This is a genomic window from Streptomyces bacillaris, assembly GCF_003268675.1.
Taxonomy (GTDB): Bacteria; Actinomycetota; Actinomycetes; order Streptomycetales; family Streptomycetaceae; genus Streptomyces; species Streptomyces bacillaris.
Map to the genome: position 1 here is coordinate 5,700,234 of NZ_CP029378.1, position 23,119 is coordinate 5,723,352.

The 23,119-nt window shown below is 73.1% G+C and carries 18 protein-coding genes; 10 read left to right on the plus strand and 8 right to left on the minus strand.

Annotation, left to right across the window (positions count from 1 at the left end; translation table 11 throughout):
- Positions 1-424 precede the first annotated feature (424 nt).
- The 8 genes from DJ476_RS24725 to DJ476_RS24760 all read left to right on the plus strand — a co-directional run bounded on the left by DJ476_RS24725 (position 425) and on the right by DJ476_RS24760 (position 11,031).
- Positions 425-1,990, plus strand: coding sequence for an FAD/NAD(P)-binding protein (locus DJ476_RS24725; protein ID WP_103416401.1), 1,566 nt, complete (start codon positions 425-427; stop codon positions 1,988-1,990).
- A gap of 124 nt (positions 1,991-2,114) precedes the next feature.
- Positions 2,115-3,686: a 4-hydroxyphenylacetate 3-hydroxylase family protein gene (locus DJ476_RS24730; protein ID WP_103416400.1), complete on the plus strand. Its 1,572-nt coding sequence runs from the start codon at positions 2,115-2,117 to the stop codon at positions 3,684-3,686.
- Positions 3,687-3,712: 26 nt separating this feature from the next.
- A complete protein-coding gene (locus DJ476_RS24735; protein WP_318294785.1) occupies positions 3,713-4,510 on the plus strand; it encodes a flavin reductase in 798 nt (265 codons plus the stop codon).
- Complete coding sequence (locus DJ476_RS24740; RefSeq protein WP_112491600.1) at positions 4,500-5,831, plus strand: aminotransferase-like domain-containing protein; 1,332 nt, start codon at positions 4,500-4,502, stop codon at positions 5,829-5,831. Before DJ476_RS24735 ends, DJ476_RS24740 begins: the two co-directional genes overlap by 11 nt.
- An 87-nt stretch (positions 5,832-5,918) precedes the next feature.
- Positions 5,919-6,596, plus strand: coding sequence for an RraA family protein (locus DJ476_RS24745; protein WP_318294786.1), 678 nt, complete (start codon positions 5,919-5,921; stop codon positions 6,594-6,596).
- A gap of 123 nt (positions 6,597-6,719) precedes the next feature.
- On the plus strand, positions 6,720-8,189 hold the full coding sequence (gene ahcY / locus DJ476_RS24750; RefSeq protein ID WP_070203969.1) for an adenosylhomocysteinase: 1,470 nt from the start codon (positions 6,720-6,722) through the stop codon (positions 8,187-8,189).
- A gap of 245 nt (positions 8,190-8,434) precedes the next feature.
- Positions 8,435-9,733 carry an ATP-grasp domain-containing protein gene (locus DJ476_RS24755; RefSeq protein WP_103416398.1) on the plus strand — a complete coding sequence of 433 codons (1,299 nt, stop codon included), beginning with the start codon at positions 8,435-8,437 and terminating at the stop codon, positions 9,731-9,733.
- Positions 9,730-11,031, plus strand: coding sequence for an MFS transporter (locus tag DJ476_RS24760; protein WP_112491602.1), 1,302 nt, complete (start codon positions 9,730-9,732; stop codon positions 11,029-11,031). The genes DJ476_RS24755 and DJ476_RS24760 overlap by 4 nt, the downstream gene beginning before the upstream one ends.
- A gap of 42 nt (positions 11,032-11,073) precedes the next feature.
- Here the strand turns inward: DJ476_RS24760 and DJ476_RS24765 are convergent, their stop codons facing one another.
- The 5 genes from DJ476_RS24765 to DJ476_RS24785 all read right to left on the minus strand — a co-directional run bounded on the left by DJ476_RS24765 (position 11,074) and on the right by DJ476_RS24785 (position 16,558).
- On the minus strand, positions 11,074-11,874 hold the full coding sequence (locus tag DJ476_RS24765) for a hypothetical protein (RefSeq protein WP_103416396.1): 801 nt from the start codon (positions 11,872-11,874) through the stop codon (positions 11,074-11,076).
- Positions 11,868-12,446, minus strand: coding sequence for a transposase (locus tag DJ476_RS24770; protein WP_103416395.1), 579 nt, complete (start codon positions 12,444-12,446; stop codon positions 11,868-11,870). The genes DJ476_RS24765 and DJ476_RS24770 overlap by 7 nt, the downstream gene beginning before the upstream one ends.
- A 762-nt stretch (positions 12,447-13,208) precedes the next feature.
- Complete coding sequence (locus DJ476_RS24775; protein WP_103416394.1) at positions 13,209-13,985, minus strand: IclR family transcriptional regulator; 777 nt, start codon at positions 13,983-13,985, stop codon at positions 13,209-13,211.
- A 204-nt stretch (positions 13,986-14,189) separates the two neighbouring features.
- Positions 14,190-14,483, minus strand: coding sequence for a PqqD family protein (locus DJ476_RS24780; protein WP_070203962.1), 294 nt, complete (start codon positions 14,481-14,483; stop codon positions 14,190-14,192).
- 326 nt (positions 14,484-14,809) lie between these two features.
- Complete coding sequence (locus DJ476_RS24785; RefSeq protein ID WP_318294787.1) at positions 14,810-16,558, minus strand: phosphodiester glycosidase family protein; 1,749 nt, start codon at positions 16,556-16,558, stop codon at positions 14,810-14,812.
- A gap of 228 nt (positions 16,559-16,786) precedes the next feature.
- Here DJ476_RS24785 and DJ476_RS24790 point away from each other — a divergent pair, with 228 nt between their 5' ends.
- Positions 16,787-18,055 (plus strand): MFS transporter, encoded by a 1,269-nt coding sequence (locus DJ476_RS24790; protein ID WP_070203960.1) that lies wholly within the window; start codon positions 16,787-16,789, stop codon positions 18,053-18,055.
- 30 nt (positions 18,056-18,085) lie between these two features.
- On the opposite strand, the gene DJ476_RS24795 is transcribed toward DJ476_RS24790, so the two are convergent.
- The 3 genes from DJ476_RS24795 to DJ476_RS24805 form a co-directional block, all read right to left on the minus strand.
- Positions 18,086-19,579: a carboxyl transferase domain-containing protein gene (locus DJ476_RS24795; protein ID WP_318294788.1), complete on the minus strand. Its 1,494-nt coding sequence runs from the start codon at positions 19,577-19,579 to the stop codon at positions 18,086-18,088.
- Positions 19,569-21,074: an acyl-CoA synthetase gene (locus DJ476_RS24800; RefSeq protein WP_112491604.1), complete on the minus strand. Its 1,506-nt coding sequence runs from the start codon at positions 21,072-21,074 to the stop codon at positions 19,569-19,571. The genes DJ476_RS24795 and DJ476_RS24800 overlap by 11 nt, the downstream gene beginning before the upstream one ends.
- Positions 21,075-21,224: 150 nt before the next feature.
- Positions 21,225-22,460, minus strand: a complete 1,236-nt coding sequence (locus DJ476_RS24805; protein WP_112491605.1) for a nitrate/nitrite transporter — start codon at positions 22,458-22,460, stop codon at positions 21,225-21,227.
- 205 nt (positions 22,461-22,665) lie between these two features.
- Between DJ476_RS24805 and DJ476_RS24810 the strand changes: the two genes are divergently transcribed.
- Positions 22,666-23,097, plus strand: a complete 432-nt coding sequence (locus DJ476_RS24810; RefSeq protein WP_019761520.1) for an Lrp/AsnC family transcriptional regulator — start codon at positions 22,666-22,668, stop codon at positions 23,095-23,097.
- The last annotated feature ends 22 nt before the right edge of the window (positions 23,098-23,119 follow it).

A 23,119-nucleotide genomic window follows, 5' to 3' on the forward strand; every position in this document is an offset into this window, starting at 1 on the left:
CGACCGCGTTCCGGCTGTGCGATTCAGGGGCTGTGGATACGCGGCCCTGAAATGCGTCCGGCGCGCATTCATCCTGCGATCCGCCCGTCGGGCCGGTCAAGAAGAGTCTTTTCTGTTGACCCATTTTTGGGACTTGTATCGCGTGGCGCCGGCTGTTGACCGGTGAATCGGCGGCTGGGTAGCGTCGTTGACGTCGGGGCGGGGACACGGGAGCCGAGTGAGGCGCTCGGCCTCGAAGCCTGCGGGCCGTCGGCCTGTGCAGGGCGGTTCCGTGGATTCCGTTCCATCGGCCGCCCATTGGCCGCTGATCTCCCTTTCCCTCTTCTCCTTGTTGATTTCTTTCCGATGCCTTGTCTCTGCCTGCTCCGCTTTCCTTCCGTATTTCTCTTGCTGGTCACCAGTACTCCGAGGGGACGTGTTAACCATGGGCTCAAGACAGCTGAGCCGGAATGCCGCCATAGGCGTGATCGGGGGAGGGGCGGCCGCCGTCTGTCTGCTCGACGCGCTCGCCGAGGCCTCGACGGCCCCCGGCGAAGTCACTGTCTTCGAGCCCTCGCCCCATCTGTGGCGCGGCCGGCCCTACCAGCCGGACCTGGACACGGTCCGGGTCAACATCGCCCCCGGGGGGATGTCCGTACGCTTCGGGGACCCGGAGCACTTCCCGGGCTGGCTGGCCGCCCGGGACGCGGTGCTCGGCATGGCCGGACCCGACTTCGTCGACCCGATCAACGGGCTCCGCTTCATCCCGCGCGCCACCTACGGCGCCTATCTGGAGCAGTCGGCCCGCGAGGCCGTCGCCCGGCTGCGCAACGAGGGGTGGCGGGTCGACGTCGTCCCCGAGCAGGTCACCGCCGCCGAGCCCGCCCCCGGCGGCCGGGTGCGGCTGTTCCACGGCGACGGCGAGAGTCTCACCGTCGACCACACCGTGCTCTGCGTGGGCCGTGGCCGGCCCGGCGACCCGTACGGGCTGACCGGCCGGGACGGCTATCTGCCCGACGCCTACCCGCTGGCCCGCACCCTGGGGGAGATCGGTGCCGACGCCGACGTCGGCGTCATCGGTGCCGGGCTGACCGGTGTCGACATCGTCCTCTCGCTGCTCGCCCGCGGGCACCGGGGCCAGGTCCTGCTGGCCTCGCGCAGCGGAGTGCTCCCCCGGGTCCGCCAGACGGCCCGGCCGCACACCCTGAAGCACTTCACGGCCGACTGGTTCCGGGGGGCGGCCAGGCGCGGGGAGACGGTGACCCTGGGCCAGGTGGTTGACCTCATGAGGGCCGAATTCGCGGACGCGGGCGAGGACTTCACCGCCGTGGCACGGGAGATCACCGCCGCCGCGGAGGCCGAGGACCCGGTGAAGCGGCTGCGCCGGCACCTGTCCGAGGTGGACTCGCCCGACCGGGGGCTGCGCATCCTCCAGCAGGCGGTGCCCGCCACCGGCCCCGACGTCTGGCCGCTGCTCCCGGAGGCCGACCGCAGACAGCTGCTCCGCGACCACTACCGCTCGATGATGAGCCTGTGCTGCCCCATGCCGGCGACCACCGCGACCGCCCTGCTCGGCATGGTCGACAGCGGGCAGTTACGGATCGTCTCCGACGTACGGGCCGTGGAGCCGACGCCCGGCGGCGGCTTCGCCCTCCGTACGGGGGACGGGGCGCCGCCGCTCCGGGCCGACCGGCTGATCAACGCGGTGAACCCGGCGCCCGGCGGGCTGCCCGCCCGCGCCCAGTCGCTGGTCACCTCGCTGGTCTCCGAGGGGCTGGCCGAACTCCACCCGCGCGGCGGTGTCGTGACGGAGCGGGCCACCAGCCGGCTGCTGACCGGCGGCCGGGCCCACCCCGGTCTCTACGCGCTCGGTGACCTGGCCGCGGGCAGCCTGTTCTTCACCTTCGGGCTCCCCTCCATCGTCGACCGCGCTCACGACATCGTGCAGGCGATCCGCGCCGGTGACGGTCCGCCGCTGCCCGTCACCGAGGACGCCGTACTCAGCGCCTGACGCCCCGTCGTCCGTCGTCCGTCGTCCGGCGCCCGACTGCCCGGCGCGCCCGGCGCCCGACCGTCCGCCGTCCGGCACCCCGTACACCTCCCGACCCCTGACCCGGAAGCTCCCTGGAGGAGACATGACCGCCGAGCCCGTCGCCCCGCCGACCCCAGCCGCCCACCGACCCAACGACGTGCGCCCGATGACCGGCGACGAGTACCTGGACTCGCTGCGCGACGGCCGGGAGATCTACATCCACGGCCAGCGGGTCAAGGACGTCACCACCCACCCCGCCTTCCGCAACAGCGCCCGCTCCGTCGCCCGCCTCTACGACGCCCTGCACGCCCCCGAGGCCGAAGGCGTGCTCCGCGTCCCCACCGACACCGGCAACGGCGGCTTCACGCACCCCTTCTTCAAGACCCCGCACACCGCGCAGGACCTGATCACCAGCCGGGACGCCATCGTGCGCTGGCAGCGCCTGGTCTTCGGCTGGATGGGCCGCACCCCCGACTACAAGGCGTCCTTCCTCGGCACCCTGGGCGCCAACGCCGACTTCTACGGCCCCTTCAAGGAGAACGCGCTCGCCTGGCACAAGCGCGCCCAGGAGCGGGTCCTCTACTTCAACCACGCGATCGTCCACCCGCCGATCGACCGCGACAAGCCGGCCGACCAGACCGCGGACGTCTGCGTGCACGTCGACCGGGAGACCGACGCCGGGCTGATCGTCTCGGGCGCCAAGGTGGTCGCCACCGGCTCCGCGCTCACCAACGCCAACTTCGTCGCCCACTACGGCCTGCCCCTGAAGGACAAGCGGTTCGGCGTGGTCTTCAGCATCCCGATGGACACCCCGGGGCTGAAGCTGCTGTGCCGTACGTCGTACGAGATGACCGCCCAGGTCATGGGCAGCCCCTTCGACTACCCGCTCTCCAGCCGGCTGGACGAGAACGACGCGATCATGGTGATGGACCAGGTCCTGATCCCGTGGGAGAACGTCTTCATGTACGACGCGGAGGCGGCCAACTCCTTCGCCAACGGCTCCGGTTTCGTCGACCGCTTCACCTTCCACGGCTGCGCCCGGCTAGCCGTGAAGCTGGACTTCATCGCGGGCTGCGTCATGAAGGCCGTCGAGATGACCGGCACCGCGGGCTTCCGCGGGGTCCAGGCGCAGGTCGGGGAGATCCTCAACTGGCGCGACCTCTTCTGGGGCCTCTCCGACGCCATGGCCAAGGACCCGGTGCCGTGGGTGGGCGGGGCCGTCCAGCCCAATGTGCGGTACGGGATGGCGTACCGCACCTTCATGGGCGTCGGCTACCCGCGCATCAAGGAGATCATCCAGCAGTCCCTGGGCAGCGGGCTCATCTACCTCAACTCGCACTCCTCCGACTGGAAGAACCCGGAGATCCGTCCGTACCTGGACCAGTATCTGCGCGGCTCCGGCGGCATCCCGGCGATCGACCGGGTCAAGCTGCTGAAGCTTCTCTGGGACGCGGTGGGCACCGAGTTCGGCGGCCGCCACGAGTTGTACGAGCGCAACTACGGCGGCGACCACGAGGCGGTCAGGTTCCAGACCCTCTGGGCCTACCAGGACTCCGGCGAGGCCGGGGCGCTGAAGGACTTCGTGGACGCGTGCATGGACGAGTACGACCTGGACGGCTGGCGGCGCGACGACATGTTCGACCCGGACGAATTCGCCTTCGTCCTGGGCCGTTGAGCGGGGTGAGGGGCGAGGCGCGGGGCGTGCCGGACCGGCCGGGGACGGCCGCCGCTGCCGCCGCCTCGGACGGGACCGCGCTGCTCGCCGCCACACCGGACCGGATGCGCGGGGCCCTCGGCCACTTCGCCAGCGGGGTCACGGTGGTCACCACGGCCACCGAGGGGACGGACGGGCCGCACGCCCACGGCATGACCGCCAACGCCTTCACGTCCGTCTCCCTGGAGCCCCCGCTCGTCCTGGTCTCGATCTCCACCCGCGCCCGCTCCCACCGGCGCATCGACGACTCCGGCCGGTACGGGGTGTCCATCCTGGGCGCCGGACAGGGGCCGGTGGCCCACCACTTCGCCGGCGGGGCCCAGTCCCCGGAGGCGGTGTCCCTGGAGTGGCGCGACGGCCTCCCGCTCGTCGGGGGAGCGCTGGTGCACCTGGCCTGCCGGGTCCGGCAGAGCCACCGGGCGGGCGACCACACCCTGTTCGTCGGTGAGGTCGAGGGGCTGTGGCTCGGCTCCGGCGGCCCGCTCGTCCACTACCGCCGCGACCTGTGCGCCCTGGCGGGACCGGCGCCGACGCCGGCGGGTGACCCGAGGGCCGTCTCCGTACGGGATCAGGCACCCGCCCCGGCCCCCGTACCGACCCAAGCCCCCCCACCCGCCCCCGTACCGGATCGCACACCGCCCCAGACCCCCGAACCCACCGCCGTACGGGAGCACGCACCGCACCAAGCCCCCGCGCCCGCTCCCGTACCGCACCAAGCCCCCGGCCCCCGCCGTGACCCGAACCCCGGCACCGACCGTGAAGAGAGGCCCGCACATGCCCGCTGACCTCGGCCCCGCTGACCTCGACCTCGCCGACCCCGGCCCCACTGATCCCGGCCCAGCCGACCCGGGCCCCGTCGACCCCGGCCCCACTGCCCCCGGCCCCGCCGGCCTCGGCGTCCGGAGCTGGGACCGGCTGTTCGCCCGTCATGTGGCGAGCGACACCGGCGACCAGATCACCGCCATCCTCAACCAGTCCGGCGCCACCGACGCCATCGCCCTCTCGGGCGGCTTCCCGCACCCCGACACCTTCCCCGCCCGTGCGCTGGCCGAGAGCCACGCCCGGGTGCTCGCGCAGCCCGCCGCGCTCCAGTACGGGCCCACCCCCGGGCTCCCCGGACTGCGCGACTGGTTCAGCGGCTGGCTGGGGCGGGCCGAGGGGCGGACGCCCGCCGACGGCGAACTGCTCATCACCAGCGGCGGGATGGAGGGCCTCGGCCTCATCACCCGCAGCCTCCTCGACCCCGGCGACCGGGCCGTGGTCGAGGGCCCCACCTTCTTCGGCGCCCTCGTCGGCTTCCAGCGGCAGCTCGCCCGGGTGGAGACCGTGCCGGTCGACGGCGACGGGCTGGACACCGACGCCCTGGCCGAGCTGCTGCGCGGCTCCACCGGGCCGGCGCCCAAGCTCCTCTACCTCGTCCCGGACCACCAGAACCCCACCGGCCTCACCCTCTCGCTGGAGCGCCGCCACGCCCTGATCGCGCTGGCCCGGAGGTACGGGTTCCTCATCGTCGAGGACGTCGCCTACCGCGAGCTGGGCTTCGACGGGGAGCGCCACCCCAGCCTCTGGGCGCTGGCCCCCGACGTCGTGGCCCAGGTCGGCACCTTCGCCAAGACCTTCACCCCGGGCATCCGGCTCGGCTGGGTCGTCGCCCCGGCCCGCCTCACCGCCCAACTGGCCCGTGCCAAGCAGAACACCGACCAGTGCACCGGCGCCTACGGGCAGCTGCTGCTGGAGGACTACGGGAGGTCCGGCGGGTTCGACCGCCAGATCGCCGCCTCCCGGGCCTTCTACCGGCGCCGCCGGGACGTGATGACGGACGCCCTCGCCGCCCATCTGCCCGAGGAGGTCGCGTACACCCGGCCGCACGGCGGCTTCTTCAGCTGGCTCACCCTGCCCGGGAACGTCGACACCGTGGCGCTCCAGGAACGGGCGCTGGCCGCCAAGGTCAGCTATGTGCCCGGGCGCGCCTTCTACGCCGAGGAGCAGGGCGCCAACAGCCTGCGCCTGGCGTTCAGCCGGGTGCCCGACGAGCAGATCGCCGAGGGCGTACGCAATCTGTCCGGCGTCCTCGCCGAGGCGATCGGCACCACCGCCGCGCGCTGACCACCGCCCCACGGCCCCGATGCCGCGCGCCGACCACCGACCGCTGTCCCCTTCCTTTCCACCCTCATGAAGCAGAAGGGCCCCTCCATGCCCACCCAGCCCACCCGGTCCACCGAGCCGCCGTCCGCCCCGCCCGGCATCGACGCCCTGCGCGAGCTGCTGCTCCCCGAGTACAGCCCGAGCTGCCTGGCCGCCGACGCCGGGGACCGTATCGGCGCCATCGGCGGGCTGCTCACCGTGAACCCCGCCCACCGGGTCGTCGGCCCCGCCCTGACCATCGACCTCTCCGAGAAGGACCTGGTCGACATCCTCCCGGTGCTCGGCCTGGCCCGGCCCGGGGACGTCATCGTGCTGGCCTGTCACGGGATCACCGGGATGGCGATGTGGGGTGGCCTGATGACGACTTTGTCTCAGCTGGCGGGGATCGCCGGAGCCGTCGTCGACGGGGCCGTCCGGGACGTGGACGAGATACGCGACCTCGGCTTCCCCGTCTGGTACCGCACCGCCCAGCCGCGCCGCTGCCCGCCCGCCCACCTGGACGGTGTCGTGCAGGTCAACGTGCCGGTGTCGATCGACGGGGTGACCGTACGGGCAGGTGACATCGTGGTCGCCGACGAGAACGGCGTGGCCGTCGTGCCGCCCGACGCGGCGGAGGAAGTCGCCGTGTCCACAAGGGAGTTGCTGGCAAAGGAGCGGACGGTACGCGATCTGATGAACGCGGGGGCGACACTCCCGGAACTACTGGCGCGATTCGGCCATCTGTAATCGGCCGAGGTATCGCGTTCGCGAGCGGGAATGGCATGCTCGTTCCGAAGCCACATGAGAGAGTTGGGCCCAAAAGCCGCTGACGTTTCGTCACCAGCATTTCCAGACAGGGAGAATGACAGCATGGCTGTTGCGTTGACCGCGGACAGTGCCGGGTCGGTCGGAGGATTCAAGGTCGCCGATCTCTCACTCGCCGAGCTGGGCCGCAAGGAGATCCGTCTCGCCGAGCACGAGATGCCCGGACTGATGGCCCTGCGGCAGGAGTTCGGCCCGCAGCAGCCGCTGGCCGGAAAGCGCATCGCCGGCTCTCTGCACATGACCATCCAGACCGCCGTCCTGATCGAGACGCTCGCCGCGCTCGGCGCCGACGTCCGCTGGGCCAGCTGCAACATCTTCTCCACCCAGGACCAGGCGGCCGCGGCCGTCGTCGTGGGCACCGAGGGCACGGTGGAGGAGCCCAGGGGCAGCTCCGTCTTCGCCTGGAAGGGCGAGACGCTGGAGGAGTACTGGTGGTGCCTGGAGCAGCTGCTGACCTGGCCCGACGGCTCCGGCCCGCACTCGATCGTGGACGACGGCGGTGACGCCACCCTGCTGGTCCACCTGGGCGCCGAGTACGAGGCGGCGGGCGCCGTCCCGGACGCGCTCGCCGACGATCCGGAGGAGCACCGGATCATCCTCGACGTGCTCCGCCGCTCGCTCGTGGACAACCCGGGCAAGTACTCGGAGATGGCGAAGTTCATCGTCGGCGTCACCGAGGAGACCACCAACGGCGTCAACCGGCTCTACCGCCTCGGCAAGGAGGGCAAGCTCCTCTTCACCGGCATCAACGTCAACGACGCGGTGACCAAGAGCAAGTTCGACAACCGCTACGGCATCCGCCACTCGCTGGTCGACGGCATCAACCGCGCCATCGACGTCATGATCGCCGGGAAGCTCGCCGTGATCTGCGGTTACGGCGACGTCGGCAAGGGCGCCGTGGCGTCCCTGCGCGGCCAGGGCGCGCGTGTCGTGGTCACCGAGGCCGACCCGATCTGCGCGCTCCAGGCGGCCATGGACGGTCTGAAGGTCGTCACCCTCGACCAGGTCGTCGAGACCGGTGACATCTTCATCACCACCACCGGCAACCGCGACATCATCATGGCCGACCACATGGCCCGGATGAAGCACAACGCCGTCGTCGGCAACGTGGGCCACTTCGACAACGAGATCGACATGGCCGGCCTCGCGCAGGTGCCGGGCATCGAGAAGACCGAGATCAAGCCGCAGGTCCACGAGTGGGCCTTCCCCGACGGGCACTCGATCATCGTGCTCAGCGAGGGCCGCCTGCTCAACCTGGGCAACGCGACCGGCCACCCGAGCTTCGTGATGTCCTGCTCGTTCGCCAACCAGACCCTGGCGCAGATCTCGCTCTTCGACCCGGCGCAGAACTACGGCACCGACGTCTACACCCTGCCCAAGCACCTGGACGAGAAGGTGGCGCGCCTGCACCTCCCCGCCCTCGACGCCCACCTCACCGAACTCACCAAGGTCCAGGCCGACTACATCGGTGTGGACATCGAAGGTCCCTTCAAGCCGGACCACTACCGCTACTGACCGGTCGGTCCGACCTCGTACCGACCTCGGACCGACCCTCGGTCCGACACCTTCGGACGACCGAGTACGGGGGCGCCGCCGCCGGTTCCACCCGGCGGCGGCGCCCCCGTGGCGGGCCGTGACCCGACCGGCCGCCACAGCCACCCGCGCACGACCCGCGCGGCCTTTCGCGAAAAGCGGCCTTCGCCCCTCTGCGGCACGCCGTCTTCTGTCGAAGTCTTCTTTCGGAAAATGGGGGAACTCTCGTGTTCGATCTCGCGCGCGCCCATGCCAACGGCGACCGCTACCTGCTGCTGCTCGGCTCCGACATCCTGCTCCGTGAACGCGGCATCGTCTCGGCGCTGCGGACCTACCCCGGCCCGGTGATCGGGATGAGCGAGACCCCGGCCGCGCAGAACGCCAACCGCTTCTTCGACCACGTCCTGCGCGCCGACTACTACGACGAGCGCCAGGCCCTCGAAGCCGTCCAGCAGTTCGAGCGCGAGACCGGGCTGCGGCCCGGCGCGGTGGTGCCGATCATCGAGATGACCGTGCACGTCTCCGTCGCCGTCGCCCGCCACTACGACCTGCCCCGGCTCTCCGACGCCTGCCTGGCCAAGGTCCGCGACAAGCACACGATGAAGGCGGCCTTCGAGGCGGCCGGAGTGCCCTGCGCCCGCCACCGCCTCTTCGGCACCCTGGAGGAACTCCACCAGGCTGCGCGGGAGCTGGACTTCCCGCTGGTGCTCAAGCCGCGCGACTTCGCCGGCAACGTCGGCACCGTACGGGTCAACGGCCCCGACGAGCTGGACGAGGCGTACGTCTACTGCCGCGACTCCCTGCTGGAGATCGCCCCGCTGTACGGCTTCGAGGACGGCCGCTTCCAGGCCGAGGAGTTCGTCACCTCCACCCACGAGGTCTCCGTCGAGGTCGCCAACCACCGCGGTGAACGGACCGTCGTCGCCGTCACCGACAAGTCCAAGGCGGGCGCCCCCTACTTCAGCGAGCGCGGCCAACTGGTGCCGAGCGCCGATTCCGGCAACGAGGAGCTGCGCCGGGTCGCCCTGGCGGCCTGCGCCGCGCTCGACATCGACCACGGACTGGCCCATGTCGAGGTCCTGGTCGACGGCGACCGGCTGAGCGTCGTCGAGGTGGCGGCCCGGCCCGGCGGCGACGGGATCATGGACCTGATCGACCGCGTCTACGGCTTCAGCCCCTACGACCTCCACTTCGGCTCGTACACGGACACCCTCGACGGGCTCCCCGCCGTCACCGCGGAGCCCACCGGCATGGGGGCCACGGCCTTCCTCAAGGCGCCCCCCGGCACGATCACCGAGGTCAAGCCGGTCCACGACCTGACCCCCGAGGAAGTCGGCCTCTACATCACCGCCCAGGTGGGCGACGTCTCCCGGCCGCTGACCTCGTACCTCGCGCGCGACGGCGTACTGGAGTGCTTCGAGCGGGGCCAGAGCGACCAGCGGGCCTTCCGCGCCAAGGTCGACGAGCTGGCCCGGCAGCGTACGGAGCAGATCTTCACCGTCGAGGCGGAGCACGATCGGTCATGATCCGCGGTACGTTCCGCACGGTCGCCGGGCTCAACAGCGATCTGCGGGCCCTGTTCGTCTCCACCCTGCTCTTCCGGGCGGGGACGATGGCCTTCCCCTTCCTCGGCGCGTATCTGCTCGGACAGGAACGTTACGGCGTCGAGCAGGTCGGCCTGGTCGTCGGCGCCTTCGGCCTCGGGGCGCTCATCGCCGACGTGGGGGCGGGGGTGCTGCTGGGGCGGCTGCGGCCGGTCACGGTGATGCTCGGCGGCTGCGTCGGCTACGCCCTGGTGCTGGCCGTCGTGCCCGCGCTCTCCGCCGTGCCCGCGCTCCTCGTCGCCACCCTGCTGTGGGGCATGGCCTTCGAGATCTACACGCCCGCCAGTTACGCGCAGGTCGTGGCGGGCTCCTCGGCCGAGCAGCGGAAGATCGCCTTCTCCTGCAACCGGCTGGCGATCAACCTCGGCATGGGTCTCGGCCCGGCCGTCGGCGGTCTGCTCTTCACGGTGGCCCCGCAGGCGCTGTTCTACGTCAACGCCGTCTGCGTCCTCGCCGCCGCCGGGGTGCTGCTGCGCCGCTCCGCCTCCACCCGGTCGGCCACCACCGCCGAGGCGGCCGGACCGGGCAGGCTGCTCTCGCCCACCGTCCGCGACGAGTCCCGGTTCTGGACCCTGTTCGTCCTGGCCCTGCCGGTGCACATCGCGTACGCGCTGCCGCCGATCCTGCTGAGCACGTACATCATCGAGGGCATCGGGCTGCCCGCGTACTGGGTGAGCGTCGTCTTCGTCGTCAACGCGGCGGCGATCGTGCTGTTCGAGGTGCCGCTGAACAAGGCCATGGTCAACATGTCCCATCTGCGGTCGCTGCTCATCGGTTACGTGCTGGCGGCGGCCGGGTTCGCCCTCACCGGGCTCACCTCCAGCGGGCCGCTGCTGGCGGTGATCGCGCTGCTCTGGACCTGCGGGGAGATGATCGTCTTCCCGGCCCTGCTCAGCTATGTCTCCCAGCTCTCCGCCCCGACGGTGATCAACCGCAATGTGAGCCTGTACTCGGCGGGCGTCAACGTCGGTTTCATGGCGGCACCGCAGATCGGCGGGGTGCTCTCGGCCGGCCGCTCGCCCGGCACCCCCTGGCTGGCCGCCGGGACGGCGCTGGCCGCGGCGAGCGTGCTGATGGTCGCCGCCCGCTTCTCCCGGGCCACCTGGTGCCCGGACGGCGAGCATCCGGGCGCCGACGGTCCGGACGGGCGGGCGGAGGACGGGGAGCCGAAGGACGGACAGGCCGACCGCGCGCCCCAGTCGGCGGACTCGACGGGCTGACGGAGGGGGTGGTCCGGGAACCCCGGACCACCCCGGCCCCTCTCAGGAGATCTCCACCTCGAACGCCAGGTCCCGGCAGCGCTGCACCACCGTCGTCACCCACTCCTCCGGCCGCGCCGGGTCGTAGGAGCGCATGGTCTCCATCGCCCAGTACTCCGCGAACGGCAGCGCCCTCGGCCGGGTCTCCCGCAGCCGCCGGGTCCGCCGACGCGGCGCCCGGGAGCCGAAGTCGCTCTCGCTCTCCAGCAGCGCGTCCACCGTGTGACCCAGCGCCGAACGGGCCGCGAGCACCGCGCTGGGGACGTCCCGGGCGGCCAGCCGGCGCCCCGCGTCCTCGATGGCGCGGTCGGCCGCGGCGAGCGAACGGGTGGTCACGAAGGCCCGGAACGCGGAGCCGTCGATCTGCCGCTTGCACTCCTTCGCCCACTCCGTGCCGCTGAGCGCGAGGGGGGCGCTCATCCGCTCCAGGAACAGCTCCTCGGCGTCGGTCAGCACCCCGACCGCCGAGCCGCCCCCCTCGAACCGCTCCCGGGTGACCTTGGCGAGCACCTGCCGGACCTGGCCCTCCAGCCAGTACGTGATTTCCCAGCGCCGGCCCGCCACCGACAGCGCCACCGAAGGGACTTCGGCCGGATCGAGCCCCACGGGCAGCGCGCGGGCGCCCTCGCCGGTCCACGGACCGGTGGAGACCACATGGAAGTCGTACGTGCCGCCCTCGTCGGCCCAGCCGCGTGCGGCGGGTCCGACGCAGCAGACCGCGAGGCAGCCGTCCGGGATCAGCCCGCGGCGGTCCATCTCCTCCAGGCAGCCGGTCAGTCCGGCGCTTCCGGCCGGGGTCACCACGCCGAGTCCCGGCCGGGTCCGAAGAGGCGGACGGTGAAGTCGTCGGGCTCGCGCACCCGCAGATGGGGCTGCAGGCTCCCGGCCCGCCGCGCGGCCGCCGCCGGGCCCGCCGACGGGGGAGCCGTCCGGTTCAGCCGCTCCTCGGCCAGCTCGCAGACGGCCTCCGCCCACTGCACCAGCTCGCGCGACTGCCCCGGGGTGTGCTGCCGGTGGGCGCTCTCCCGGAGCTGGTCCCACAGCCCGGCCGCGCTCCACTGGGTGAACCGGCGATGGGTGTTCTGCCAGGACACCGTGAACGCCCGGGGCAGGGCCCGCCAGGGTACGCCGCTGACCAGGACGAACAGGATGGCGGCGAAGGTCGCCTCGTCGTCGGCCCGTTGGCTGCCGCCGCCCTGCGGACGGACCGCCGGGCGGGGCAGATGCCGGCGGGCCAGCGGCCACAGGGCCATCGGGGCGAGCCAGGTGAACCGGCCCGCGCCGGGGAGGGGGACGCGGGGGCCGGGCACCCTGGCCTCCGGGAGGGTGCTGTTCGTCCGCCGCAGCGGGGGTAACGGATTGCCTTGGTGGGTCATGTCCTCTCCAGGGCGGTCGTGAGCGGGCGGAGAACGCGGGCGGCCGGGAAGCCGCACCGCGTGTCGTCACCGTGGCCACCGTCGCTGTGGGCCAGGTCCTGTCGAGTGGGTGGTTCCTGCTGTCGGTCGATGCGTACTGCCGCTGCACGCAGCCATGTCTGCGTCGGTGCGGAGTCCACCTGTCCTCCCTCTGCCGTGGTCATCGGCTGCTCTCCGGCCCCGTCCGTGGAACGACCCTGTCGTTAAGACGGGCAGGCCGCCGGGTGAGGTTGCTTCGGGAACGGCGTGCTGCGTTCCGGCGCGGTCGGTCGGCTTCCTGACGGTGGCCCCCTCCACCCGCGGCCGCTCGGGGTGAGCGGCCGACTCGCCTGCCGGAACATTGAATCGAACGATGTTCTTCGGTGCAGAACGCTTGCTCGAAAGCTAGGCGCGGTCCAAATGGCGTGTCAAGCAACGGCTGTTGCCGGGGGGCGTACCTGCATCTCCCTCACCGAACCCGGACGGACCGGATGCGCAGGGGCTCCTGGAATCGGCCGGGATTGGCCGGCGTGGAGCGTGGGTAGTGTCGGTCGGGGCCGCCCGGCCGGGGTCCCGATGGAACCGGTTCCGGCCGGTCCCGCGACGGGGCGGGAGGGGGCGGGCCGGGGCGGCGGCAGCGGGGCAAGAACAGTGCGGACAGGGCGGGTCGAGCGTGACGGGGGACGTGGTGATGGGCGGTGGCGGCTTCGCCATGCCGACCGGCGGACCGGGCGGGGGAGTGGTTCAGAAGGAGGCGATCCGGTTGCCGAACCGGTGGGCGCCGAGTTCGCGCGAGAGGCTGCGGGCCGTCTCGCGGGTCGCGATCGAACAGCCCTGCCGGTGCCGCTCGTCCAGCAGGCGTTCGACGGGGCCGACGAGGCCGATGGCCCCCGCCGCGCACCCGGTGCGGTCGAAGACGGGGGCCGCGATGCCCGCGTCACCGAGCGTCGCCTCCTGCTTCTCCACGGCGTAGCCGACCTCTCTGGCCTGCGCCAACTGCGCTTCCAGCACCTCGGGTTCGGTCACCGAGTGGCCGGTCAGGGCGGCGGGCGGGCGGCTGAGCAGGCTGGTCCGCAGCTCCTCGGGGGAGAAGGCCACGATGGCCTTGCCCAGCGCGGTGGTGTTCCAGGGCAGCGTGGCCCCGGTCTCCAGCGGCTGCGCCACGTTCCCCGGCCGGCACACATGGTGGATCACGAGGACGTCGTCATGGACCAGCACCCCCACCCAGACCGCCTCGTCGGTCCGGGTGGCCAGCAGATTGGACCAGGTGAGGGCGCGGGTGCGCAGCTCGTGCGTGTCCAGGTAGGCGTTGCCGAAGGTCACCAGGGCGGGCCCCAGCCGGTATTTGCCCGACTCCTGGTCCTGCACCACCAGGCCGTCCGACTCCAGGGTGCGGAGCAGGCCGTGCATGGCCGATTTCGACACCCCGACCCGGTCGGCGAGTTCGGTGACTCCCAGCCGGGGGGAGGCCCCCGTCAGCTCCTTGATGATGCGTACGGCGCGCTTGACCGACTCGACCACGGGCCCACCCCTGTTCGGTATGAGTGAACACTGTTCTCTTTGAGAACGTCAATGTTCACGTTCTTGTACGGCATGGCCATGGTGCCCTACCCGTACGGAACCGGGCCGCCGGGGTGGTGGCGGCACCGGCCGTGACGCGGGGGACGACAGCCTCCCGGGAGCGTCGCCCGGGTCACCCCGGGCCACCCGGGGGCTGCTTCGGGATCACCCGGGGACGACCTCCACCACGCCGTGCGCGAGGAGTTGGGCGGCGAACTCGACCGTGTCGCCGGTGGCGTTCTCGGCCGGGACGCCGTACTCCTCCGCCACCACGGCCGCGATCCCGCGCAGCGTCGACGTACCGTCGATCCGCCGGACGATGGCCTGCGCCACCTCGTCCAGCTCCAACGCCTGCTCGCGCACGGCCACGTACATCCGCCCCCGGTACCGGCGCGCGCGGGCCTCCACCCGGCGCTGCAGGACGCTGGCCGGTGTCAGCTCGATCTCGGTCTCCCCCATGGCCCCCCCATCGTGTGTGCTCCACCCGGTGAATCCTGATGCCCGGGATAGGAATGCAACCGGCGGCCGACCGGACCGTCAAGGTCCACCTGAGACAGTCAACCGCTCAACCAGCCCGTACGGTTCGGCTCCGCCGCAGGTGGGCCCAGGGGCGCGCGGCGGAGGGGCGGGCCGGGGGCGCCGGACGGGCGCGGCGAGATGAGACACAGCCACCCCGACCACATGAGACACATTGCCTTCCCGGCCGCGCGCCCGAGTCCGACAGCCCCTCGGGGCGCGGGCCCCGGCCCCTCGGCTCAGGGCTTCCCGGCTCAGAGTTTCTCGGCTCAGGGTTTCTCGACGACGACCACGGCGTTGCTCACGCGCCGCTCGCGCAGGGGCCCGCCCCAGTCGTCCACCGGCCGGTTGTAGAGCGTGTTCCCGGCGATGAGGGTGGTGTCGCCGCCGCTGCCGAGCCCCACCGCGTCCCGGGCGCCCAGCCACTTCATCACCGCGGCCGCCTCGGGCAGCGTCGCTCCCACGCTCAGCGCGGGGTCGCGGCCGTCGATGGTGACGAGCAGCAGCTCACCGGCGGCGGTGACCCCCGCGAGCGTACGGGCGTGACGCTGCAACAGCGTGTTGTTGGCGCGGCACTTCTGCCCCGGGTCGAGGTCGGCCGGTACGCAGGAGGCCTGGGCCATCCCGTTGGCGGCCGGGTTCAGCCACACCTCACCGCCCCGCACCAGCGCCGGCGTACCGCCCGCCACCGCCGAGAGCGCCGGGGTGGTCACGGACCTGCCGTCCCGGCCCCGGACCGTGGAGCCGGGCTTGAACGCCTTGCCGATCTCGCTGTGCGCGCGGAGCCAGGCGGCGCCCTCCCCGATGCCCTGGAGGACCCGGCCGCCGGGCGGGATCGGGCCGCCCGCCGGGGTACGGAGCTGCTTGACGACCCAGTTGCCGTCCATGACCACATCGACCGTGTGCGCCAGGAACTCCGCCCGGTCCGCGTACCACTGCGCCTGCCACCCGGTGGCGGGGTCGGTCCAGCTGTCGCCCCGGCGCACCGGGGTGGGGGTGGTGGCGCCCCACTCCGGGCGGAAGACCACGATCTCGTCGGGGTCGTGGCAGGTCGTGTTCCGCCAGGGCTGGAGCGTCCGGGCGCGGTTGGAGGCGCGGTAGTCGTTGCCGACCCCGCCGCAGCCCAGCACATGACCGGCCGGCCGGTGGATGCCGTCGACCACCCGGACCGCTCCGTCGGGTGCGGTGATCCGGGTCTCGGAGCTGATCTCGTCGACGGCGGCCCGGCCCTGGAGCCCTTCCAGCAGGAGGGCGGTCCTGCCGTTGTTCGGGGTACCGAGCAGCACGTTGTTCTGGAGGTACAGGCCCTGGGGTACGCCTTCGAAGCCGCCGAAGTCGCCGTTGTTGGGGCTGTCGATGTCGAACTCCGAGCCGTTGACCGCGACGAGCGCGCCGCTCTCCGCCGCCAGCTGCCGGACGGTCTCGGAGCCCTGGACGTCCTTCCCGTGCACGGCCTTCAGCGTGACCCGGGCCGACGGCGCGACCGTGATCACCCTGACCTGCCACGGGCCCCGGCTCGCGCCCCCGTCCTCGGCGGTGAAGAAGATCCGGCTCCTGTCGAAACCGGCGTCCGCCAGCGCCTGCCGGGCCTGGACGGCGTCCTCCCGGCGGTCGGCGGCGAACCGGCCTACCCGGACCCCGTACCCCACCACCCGGCTGTCCGTGTCGACGCTCTCCGGCACGGTGAAGACATCGACGCGGGCGGTGAATCCGGCCGCGTCCACGTCCCTCGCCAGCCGGTCGGCGTCCGCCCGCGAACCGAAGGTCTCCGTGCCCGTCTGCGGGTGGCGGACCCAGACCGACCAGGCGTCCGAGGCCTCTCCCTGCCAGTACTTCCGGTACGTGACACCCGGGGCCAGCAGGTCGGCGGGTCTGGTCTGCGTCGGTACGTCGGCGGGGCCGAGCGGCATCCGCCCCACCGGTTCCGTACCGGCCACCGCCCCGCCCGTACGCGGCAGTTGGCCCGGCGCAGCCGCCCCGAGCAGCAGCACCGAGGCGACGGCGACGGCCGCGGGCACCCGGACCCGACGGACGAACCGGGCGGGAAAGGCGGACCGGGCGGGAAGGACAGATACGGACAGCGGTCCGGATACCAGCCCGGGCATCGGACGGTGCGGCACAGCGGTCTCCGTTCGGAAAGGCCCTGGCAGGGCGGTTGCCCCACCTCATCACGCCGCCCCCTCCGGGTCACCGGCACACCATGGGCCGCCCGGACCGCCGGAGGACGGCCGTGCCTACCATCCCCTGTGACCGAAACGACCGAGCAGCCCGCCCGCCGTCCCCGGATATTCGCCGACCTCACCCCGCTGCGCGCCTACCCCGACTACCGGCGCCTCTGGTTCGGGAACACCGTGTCCTGGATCGGGCAGGGCATGACGGCCCTCGCCGTCTCGCTCCAGGTCTACGACATCACCGGCTCCGCGTTCTCCGTCGGGCTCATCGGGTTCTGCTCGCTCGTGCCGCTCGTCGTGTTCGGGCTCTACGGCGGGGCCGTCGCGGACACCGTCGACCGGCGCAAGCTCGGCCTGTTCAGCGCCGCCGGATCGTTCCTCCTGGCCCTCGTCCTGGCCCTGGCCACTTTCGCCGGGGTCGAGAACGTCGGCCTGCTGTACGCGATCGTCGCCCTCCAGGCCGTCTGCTTCGCGCTCAACGCCCCGGCCCGCTCCTCGATGATCGCCCGGCTCCTGCCGCCCGAACAGCTGCCCGCCGCCAACGCGCTCAGCTCCATGACCACGACGACGGGCGCGCTCGTCGGCCCGATGCTGGGCGGGCTGATCGTCGGCTGGTGGGGATACCGCGCCGCGTACACCGTCGACGCCGTCACCTTCACCGCCTCCCTGTACGCGATGTGGCGGCTGCCCTCGATGCTGCCCGACCGGAAGGCGGAGGGCGAGGCCCGCAAGCGGGCCTCCGTGACGGACGGGCTGCGCTTCCTCGGCACCCGGCCCAACCTCCGGATGACCTTCTTCACCGACCTGTGCGCGATGGTGCTCGCCCACCCCCGGGCGCTCTTCCCGGTGGTCGCCGTCGTCTGGTACGGAGGTGACGCCCGGACCACCGGCATGCTCGTGGCCGCCCCGGCGCTCGGCGCGCTGCTCGGCGGGGTCTTCTCCGGCTGGCTCGGCCGCATCCGCCGCCACGGCCTCGCCGTCCTGCTCGCCGTCGGCAGCTGGGGCGCCGCCATCGCCGTCTTCGGGCTCACCCGCCACCTCTGGCTCGGGCTGCTCTTCCTGGCGCTCGCCGGGTGCGCCGACACCGTCTCCATGGTCTTCCGGAACACCATGCTCCAGGCGGCGGTCCCGGACGAGATGCGCGGCCGGCTCCAGGGCGTGTTCATCGTCGTGGTGGCGGGCGGGCCCCGGCTCGGGGACTTCCTGGCCGGTTCGGTGGCCGACCTCACCTCTCCGGCCGTGGCCGTCGTCGGGGGCGGGGCGGCCTGCGTGGTGGCGGTCGGTCTGCTGGCCCTGAAGTGGCGGGGCTTCGCCCGGTACGACGCCCGCGACCCGCAGCCGTAACCGCCGCCCTGCCGGACGGCGGTAGCGGCCCTACCGGACGATCGAGCGGGCGACCCCCAGCTCCACCAGATCCTGCGGCCGCAGCCGGAGCTGGTCGGCGGTGGCGCCCGTCTCCTCCGGCGGCCGCTTGAGGATGGCCGCCGCGAGTTCGGGCGCGATGACGGAGAAGTAACTGTCCGCCGTCACATGGGTGTTGCCCGGGGCCGCGAGGGCCAGCGCACCGCCCGAGCCGCCCTCGCCGATCACCAGCGTGGTCACCGGCACCCGGGCCGCCGCGATCGCCGCGAAGGTGTCCGCGATGGCCGCGCCCTGGCCGGCCCGTTCCGCCTCGGCGTCGTTGGCGGCGCCCGGGGTGTCGACCAGGGTGAGGACGGGGACGCCGAGCCGGTCCGCGAGCCGGATCGTCCGGGCCGCCGCCCGGTAGCCGGCCGGGCGCGTCGGGGTCCCGCACTGCGCGACGTACGCGACGGCCCGCCCGTCCGCCCGCAGCCCGAACCCGCTGAGCAGCCCCGGGTCCGTACCGCCGGACCGGTCCCCGTGGAGGGGGAGCCGTACGGCGAAGTAGTCGTCCAGATACGCCCGGGCCCGCGGCCGCCCCGCCGCCCGGGCCCGCTCCACCGCCTCCCGCCCGCTCCCCGGCAGCCCGGCGGAGGACGGGGCCTGGGCCCGGGGGAGCGGCGCGGCGGCGGGTCCGCCCACGGGACCGCCACCTTCCTCGCCCGCCCCCAGCGCCCGCAGCCACAGCCCCACCGTGCGGGGCAGCTCCGGGCCCGGGACCACCGCGTCCACCTGGCCCGCCGCCGACTGGCCCTCGGCGCCGTACGCGTACGGGTCGGCGTCCGGCGGGCGTACCCGGGAGCCGGCGAACCCGATCTGGGCGCCCGGCAGGGCCAGCACCACGTCCGCGCCCGCCCCCACGGTGGCCCAGCCGCCGCCGGTCGTGGGGTCGCGGACCACGGCGATCTGCGGGAGCCCCGCCGCCCGCAGCCGGGTGGAGGCGGCGGCCACCCGCTGGAGCTGGGTGAGCGCGACCATGCCCTCCTGCATCCGGCTGCCGCCCGTGGCGACGAGCGCGACCAGCGGCAGCCGGCGGGTGAGCGCCAGGTCGTACGCGGCCTCCAGCCGGTCACCCGTCAGCAGGCCCAACGAGCCGCCCAGGAAGCCGAATTCGAAGGCGAGCAGCACGCACTCCCGGTCGCCGACGACCCCGGTCCCGTACACGACCGACTCGTCCTCACCGGTCCGCTCCGCCGCCCGTGCGCGCGCCGCGCCGTACCCCGCCCAGCCGAGCGGGCCGTCCGGCGGGAGTGTGCGCGGCGACGGGGGCCGGTGCTCGGTGAAGCCCGCCCCGCCGGTGAGCAGGGCGATGGCCTCGCGGGCGGTGGCCCGGGGCGTCGTACCGGACGTCGTCCCAGCGGGGGCGTGACCGGACACGGAGGCGTCACCGGACACGGGGGAGCCACCAGGCAGGGAAGCGTCACCGGACAGGGGGGAACCACCGGCCATGGGGGCGTCACCGGACATGGAGCGACCTCTTCATGATCTTCCCCAGGTCGTTGCGGGGCAGCGCGTCCAGGTAGCGCACCAAACGCGGACGCTTGTGCGGGGCCAGCTGCCCCGCCACCAGATCCGCCAACTCCTCGGCGGCGGGCGGCGAGTCGGGGTCGGCCGCGACCACCCACGCCACCACCCGCTCACCGAGGTCCGGGTCCGCCTCGCCGGTGACGGCGGCCTCGCGGACGCCGGGGTGGCCGAGGAGCACGTTCTCGATCTCGCCCGCGCCGATCTTGTAGCCGCCGCTCTTGATGAGGTCGGTGGCCTTGCGCCCGACGATGGTCACGTACCCGTCCGTGTCCACCGTGCCGACGTCGCCCGTCCGGAACCAGCCGTCGGCCGTGTGCGCGGCGGCGGTGGCGTCGGGCCGGTTCAGGTAGCCGGTGAACAGGTTCGGGCCCCGGACCTGGATCTCCCCGATCGCCTCCGGCCCCTCCAGCACCGTGCCGTCCTCCTCCACCAGCCGCAGCTCCACCCCCGCGAGCGGCGGGCCCACCGTGCCGGGGCGCGGTACGCCGTCCGCCCGGATCCCCGTGTTCATCAGGGTCTCCGTCATCCCGTACCGCTCGATCACCCGCCGCCCGGTCGCCGCCGCGATGCGTTCGTGGTCGTGCACGGGGAGCGCCGCCGAACCGGAGACCAGCAGCCGCGCCCCGGCCAACGCCCCGGCCAGCGCGTCCCGTTCGGCGGTCCCCGCCGGGGCGTCCAGCACCTCCGCCAGCCGGTGGTACATCGTCGGTACGCCGAAGAGCATCGTGCCCCCGGACCCCAGCTCCCGCGCCACGCCCCCGGCCGAGAACGCCCCCAGGTGGCGCAGCGAACCGCCCCGCCGCAGCGGCCCGAGGACGCCCAGGATCAGCCCGTGGACGTGGAACAGCGGCAGCGCGTGGACCAGCACGTCGTCGCCGGTCCACCCCCAGGCGTCCTCCAGCGCGTCCAGCGACGCGGCGACGGCCCGCCGGGGGAGCACGGCCCCCTTGGGCGGGCCGGTGGTGCCGGAGGTGTAGACGATGAGGGCGGGCGACTCGGGGCCGCCCTCACCGGGCGCGCCCCTGTCCGCCGGGGCGCCGCCTCCGTACGCCTCCGCGCTCCCGGTCTCCGCCCGTGCGTCCACCGTCACCCGCCGCACCTTCTCCAGCGCGGGCGGCAGCTCGTCGGCCGGTCCCGCCAGTACGGCCGTGGGTTCGCTGTCGGCCAGGATGTGCGCCAACTCGCTTTCGCCCGTACGGGGGTTGAGCGGCACGACCGGCACCCCGGCCCGCAGGGCCGCCACCGCGGCGATCACCGTCTCCGCCGTCGGAGTGGCCCAGACGGCGACCCGGCCCGCGTCCGCGATCCGGGCGGCGAGCGCGGCGGAGGCCTCGGCCAACCGGCCGTAGGTCAGGGAGAGATCACCGAAGCGGACGGCCTCCCGGGAGGCCGCCGGGCCGGTGGGGGACTGGAGCGCGGGAAGAAGGAGGGTCACGCCGGGAAGCCTAGGGGCTCGGGGCGGTCCTGGCCGGGTGTCAGGTGCCGATGAGGGGAGCGTCACCCGGGGCCGGGGTGGGGTTCGGGTTCGGGTTCGGGTTCGGGGTCCGGGCCCGGCCTCCCCGGGTGGCTCCTGGAAGGCGAGACCTCACCCGCCGCGCCGGACGTTCCGCATCCGTCCGTACGCGTACACGCACCCCGCCAGCGCCAGGTCGGACAGGAGCATGAAGCCGATCGCGTACGAGTCCTTGGCGCTGTAGATCGCCCCCATCACCAGCGGCGGTACGAAGCCGCCGAGCCCGCCCATCGCGCCGACGATCCCCGTCACGCTGCCCACCTTCGGCTGCGGGGTCACCTGCGAGACCAGGGCGAAGACGCTGCCGCTCGCGGTGCCGAGCCCGGCCGCCATGGCCAGCAGGGCGATGGTGCCGATCGGGTTCAGGGGCGGTTCGAAGGCCTGGACGACCGCCATCAGGGCCGCCAGCAGCAGGGCGCCCGCCGTCACCAGCGCCGGGTGGACGCGGTCCGAGAGCCAGCCGCCGATCGGCCGGAAGACGACGGTGACCAGCGCGAACCCGGCCGCCTTGGTGCCCGCCTCGGTCGGGGACATCTCGTACCAGGTCTTCAGGTACGTCGGCAGATAGACCCCGAACGCCACGATCCCGCCGAACCCGATCGCGTACAGCGCCGACAGCTCCCAGGTCACCCGCAGTTTCGCCGCACCGCCCAGCCGGTGGGCCAGGGTGTCCGTGGGGACCTTCCGGTCGGGGTGGTCGCTGACCAGGACGGCGGCCAGCAGCGCGAACACCACCAGCGCCCCCGCGACCACGAGGAACGGCAGGTTGTCGCCGTGCTTCGCGATGCGCGGGGTGAAGTAGCCGGAGAGCGCCACGCCGCCCATGCCCATGCCGAACACGCCCAGCGCGAACCCCCGTCTGGCGGGCGGGAACCACGAGTTGACCAGCGGGACGCCGATCGCGAACGTCGTGCCGCCGAGCCCCAGCAGGAAGCCGACCGCGATCATCGCCCCGTACGAGTTCTTCGCCGGGATCAGCAGCAGCACCGGCACGATCGTCAGCGCCGACACCAGCGGGAACATCAGCTTCGCGCCGTACTTGTCGGTCAGCGCGCCCAGCGGGATCCGGCCCAGCGACCCGACCAGCACCGGCACGGCCACCAGGAACGACTGCTGGAACGAGCTGAGCCCCAGCCGGTCCTTGTAGTCGCCGGACATCGGCGCGATCAGGTTCCAGGCCCAGAAGGTGAGGGCGAAGCCGATCGTGGCCATGACGAGGTTCCGGTACGCGGCGGCGGAAGGCGCGGCGGCCGCCGTCGGGGCGGGGGCGTCCGGTGGCTCCGGGGACTGCTTGACGGCGGAGTTCACACCGCAAGTCAAGGGCGCGGGGGAGTGCACGGCCCGCCGGAGTGCGCCGACCGGGCGACGGCACGCTCCCCCCGGCCTCCCCTCGGCCTCTCCTCGGCTCTCTTCCGGTTCTCGCCCGGCTCTCTCCCCCCGTGCTTCCGTGCGCTTCTCCGTGCTCCCCCGGTTTCCCTCAGCCGATATCGCCGCAAGCTGGGACAATCGCGGTATGGATCGGCTGGACAGGGAAATCCTCGGCATTCTCCAGGAGGACGCCCGGATCTCGTACCGGGATCTGGGCGTACGTGTGGGGCTCAGCGCCAACGCGGCGGGCGACCGGGTCCGCCGGATGCGCAAGGACGGGGTGATCCGGGGCTTCACCGTCATCGTCGACCCGGCCGCCGACACCCGTTCGGGCCTGGTCGTCTTCATCGATGTGACGCTGCGGCTGGACACGACGAACGAGGAGTTCGAGCGCTCGGTGCTGATGCTGCCCGGGATCACGGAGGTGGTGCACGTGACGGGCGGCCACGACTATCTGATCCGCGCCACGGCGGCCGACCCGGTCGCGCTGGACACGCTGCTGCGGCGGCTGAAACGGGAGGCGGGCGTGGCCCACTCCACCACCCGGATCGCCCTTCGGGCGGCGCCGAAGCACTGACGGCGGGCGCCCGTCCCGCCCC

Coding starts and splice junctions, on each gene's coding strand:
- DJ476_RS24725 (WP_103416401.1), top strand. CDS start 425: ATGGGCTCAAGACAGCTGAGCCGGAATGCCGCCATAGGCGTGATCGGG.
- DJ476_RS24730 (WP_103416400.1), top strand. CDS start 2,115: ATGACCGCCGAGCCCGTCGCCCCGCCGACCCCAGCCGCCCACCGACCC.
- DJ476_RS24740 (WP_112491600.1), top strand. CDS start 4,500: ATGCCCGCTGACCTCGGCCCCGCTGACCTCGACCTCGCCGACCCCGGC.
- DJ476_RS24745 (WP_318294786.1), top strand. CDS start 5,919: ATGCCCACCCAGCCCACCCGGTCCACCGAGCCGCCGTCCGCCCCGCCC.
- ahcY (WP_070203969.1), top strand. CDS start 6,720: ATGGCTGTTGCGTTGACCGCGGACAGTGCCGGGTCGGTCGGAGGATTC.
- DJ476_RS24760 (WP_112491602.1), top strand. CDS start 9,730: ATGATCCGCGGTACGTTCCGCACGGTCGCCGGGCTCAACAGCGATCTG.
- DJ476_RS24770 (WP_103416395.1), bottom strand. CDS start 12,446: ATGACCCACCAAGGCAATCCGTTACCCCCGCTGCGGCGGACGAACAGC.
- DJ476_RS24780 (WP_070203962.1), bottom strand. CDS start 14,483: ATGGGGGAGACCGAGATCGAGCTGACACCGGCCAGCGTCCTGCAGCGC.
- DJ476_RS24795 (WP_318294788.1), bottom strand. CDS start 19,579: ATGTCCGGTGACGCCCCCATGGCCGGTGGTTCCCCCCTGTCCGGTGAC.
- DJ476_RS24810 (WP_019761520.1), top strand. CDS start 22,666: ATGGATCGGCTGGACAGGGAAATCCTCGGCATTCTCCAGGAGGACGCC.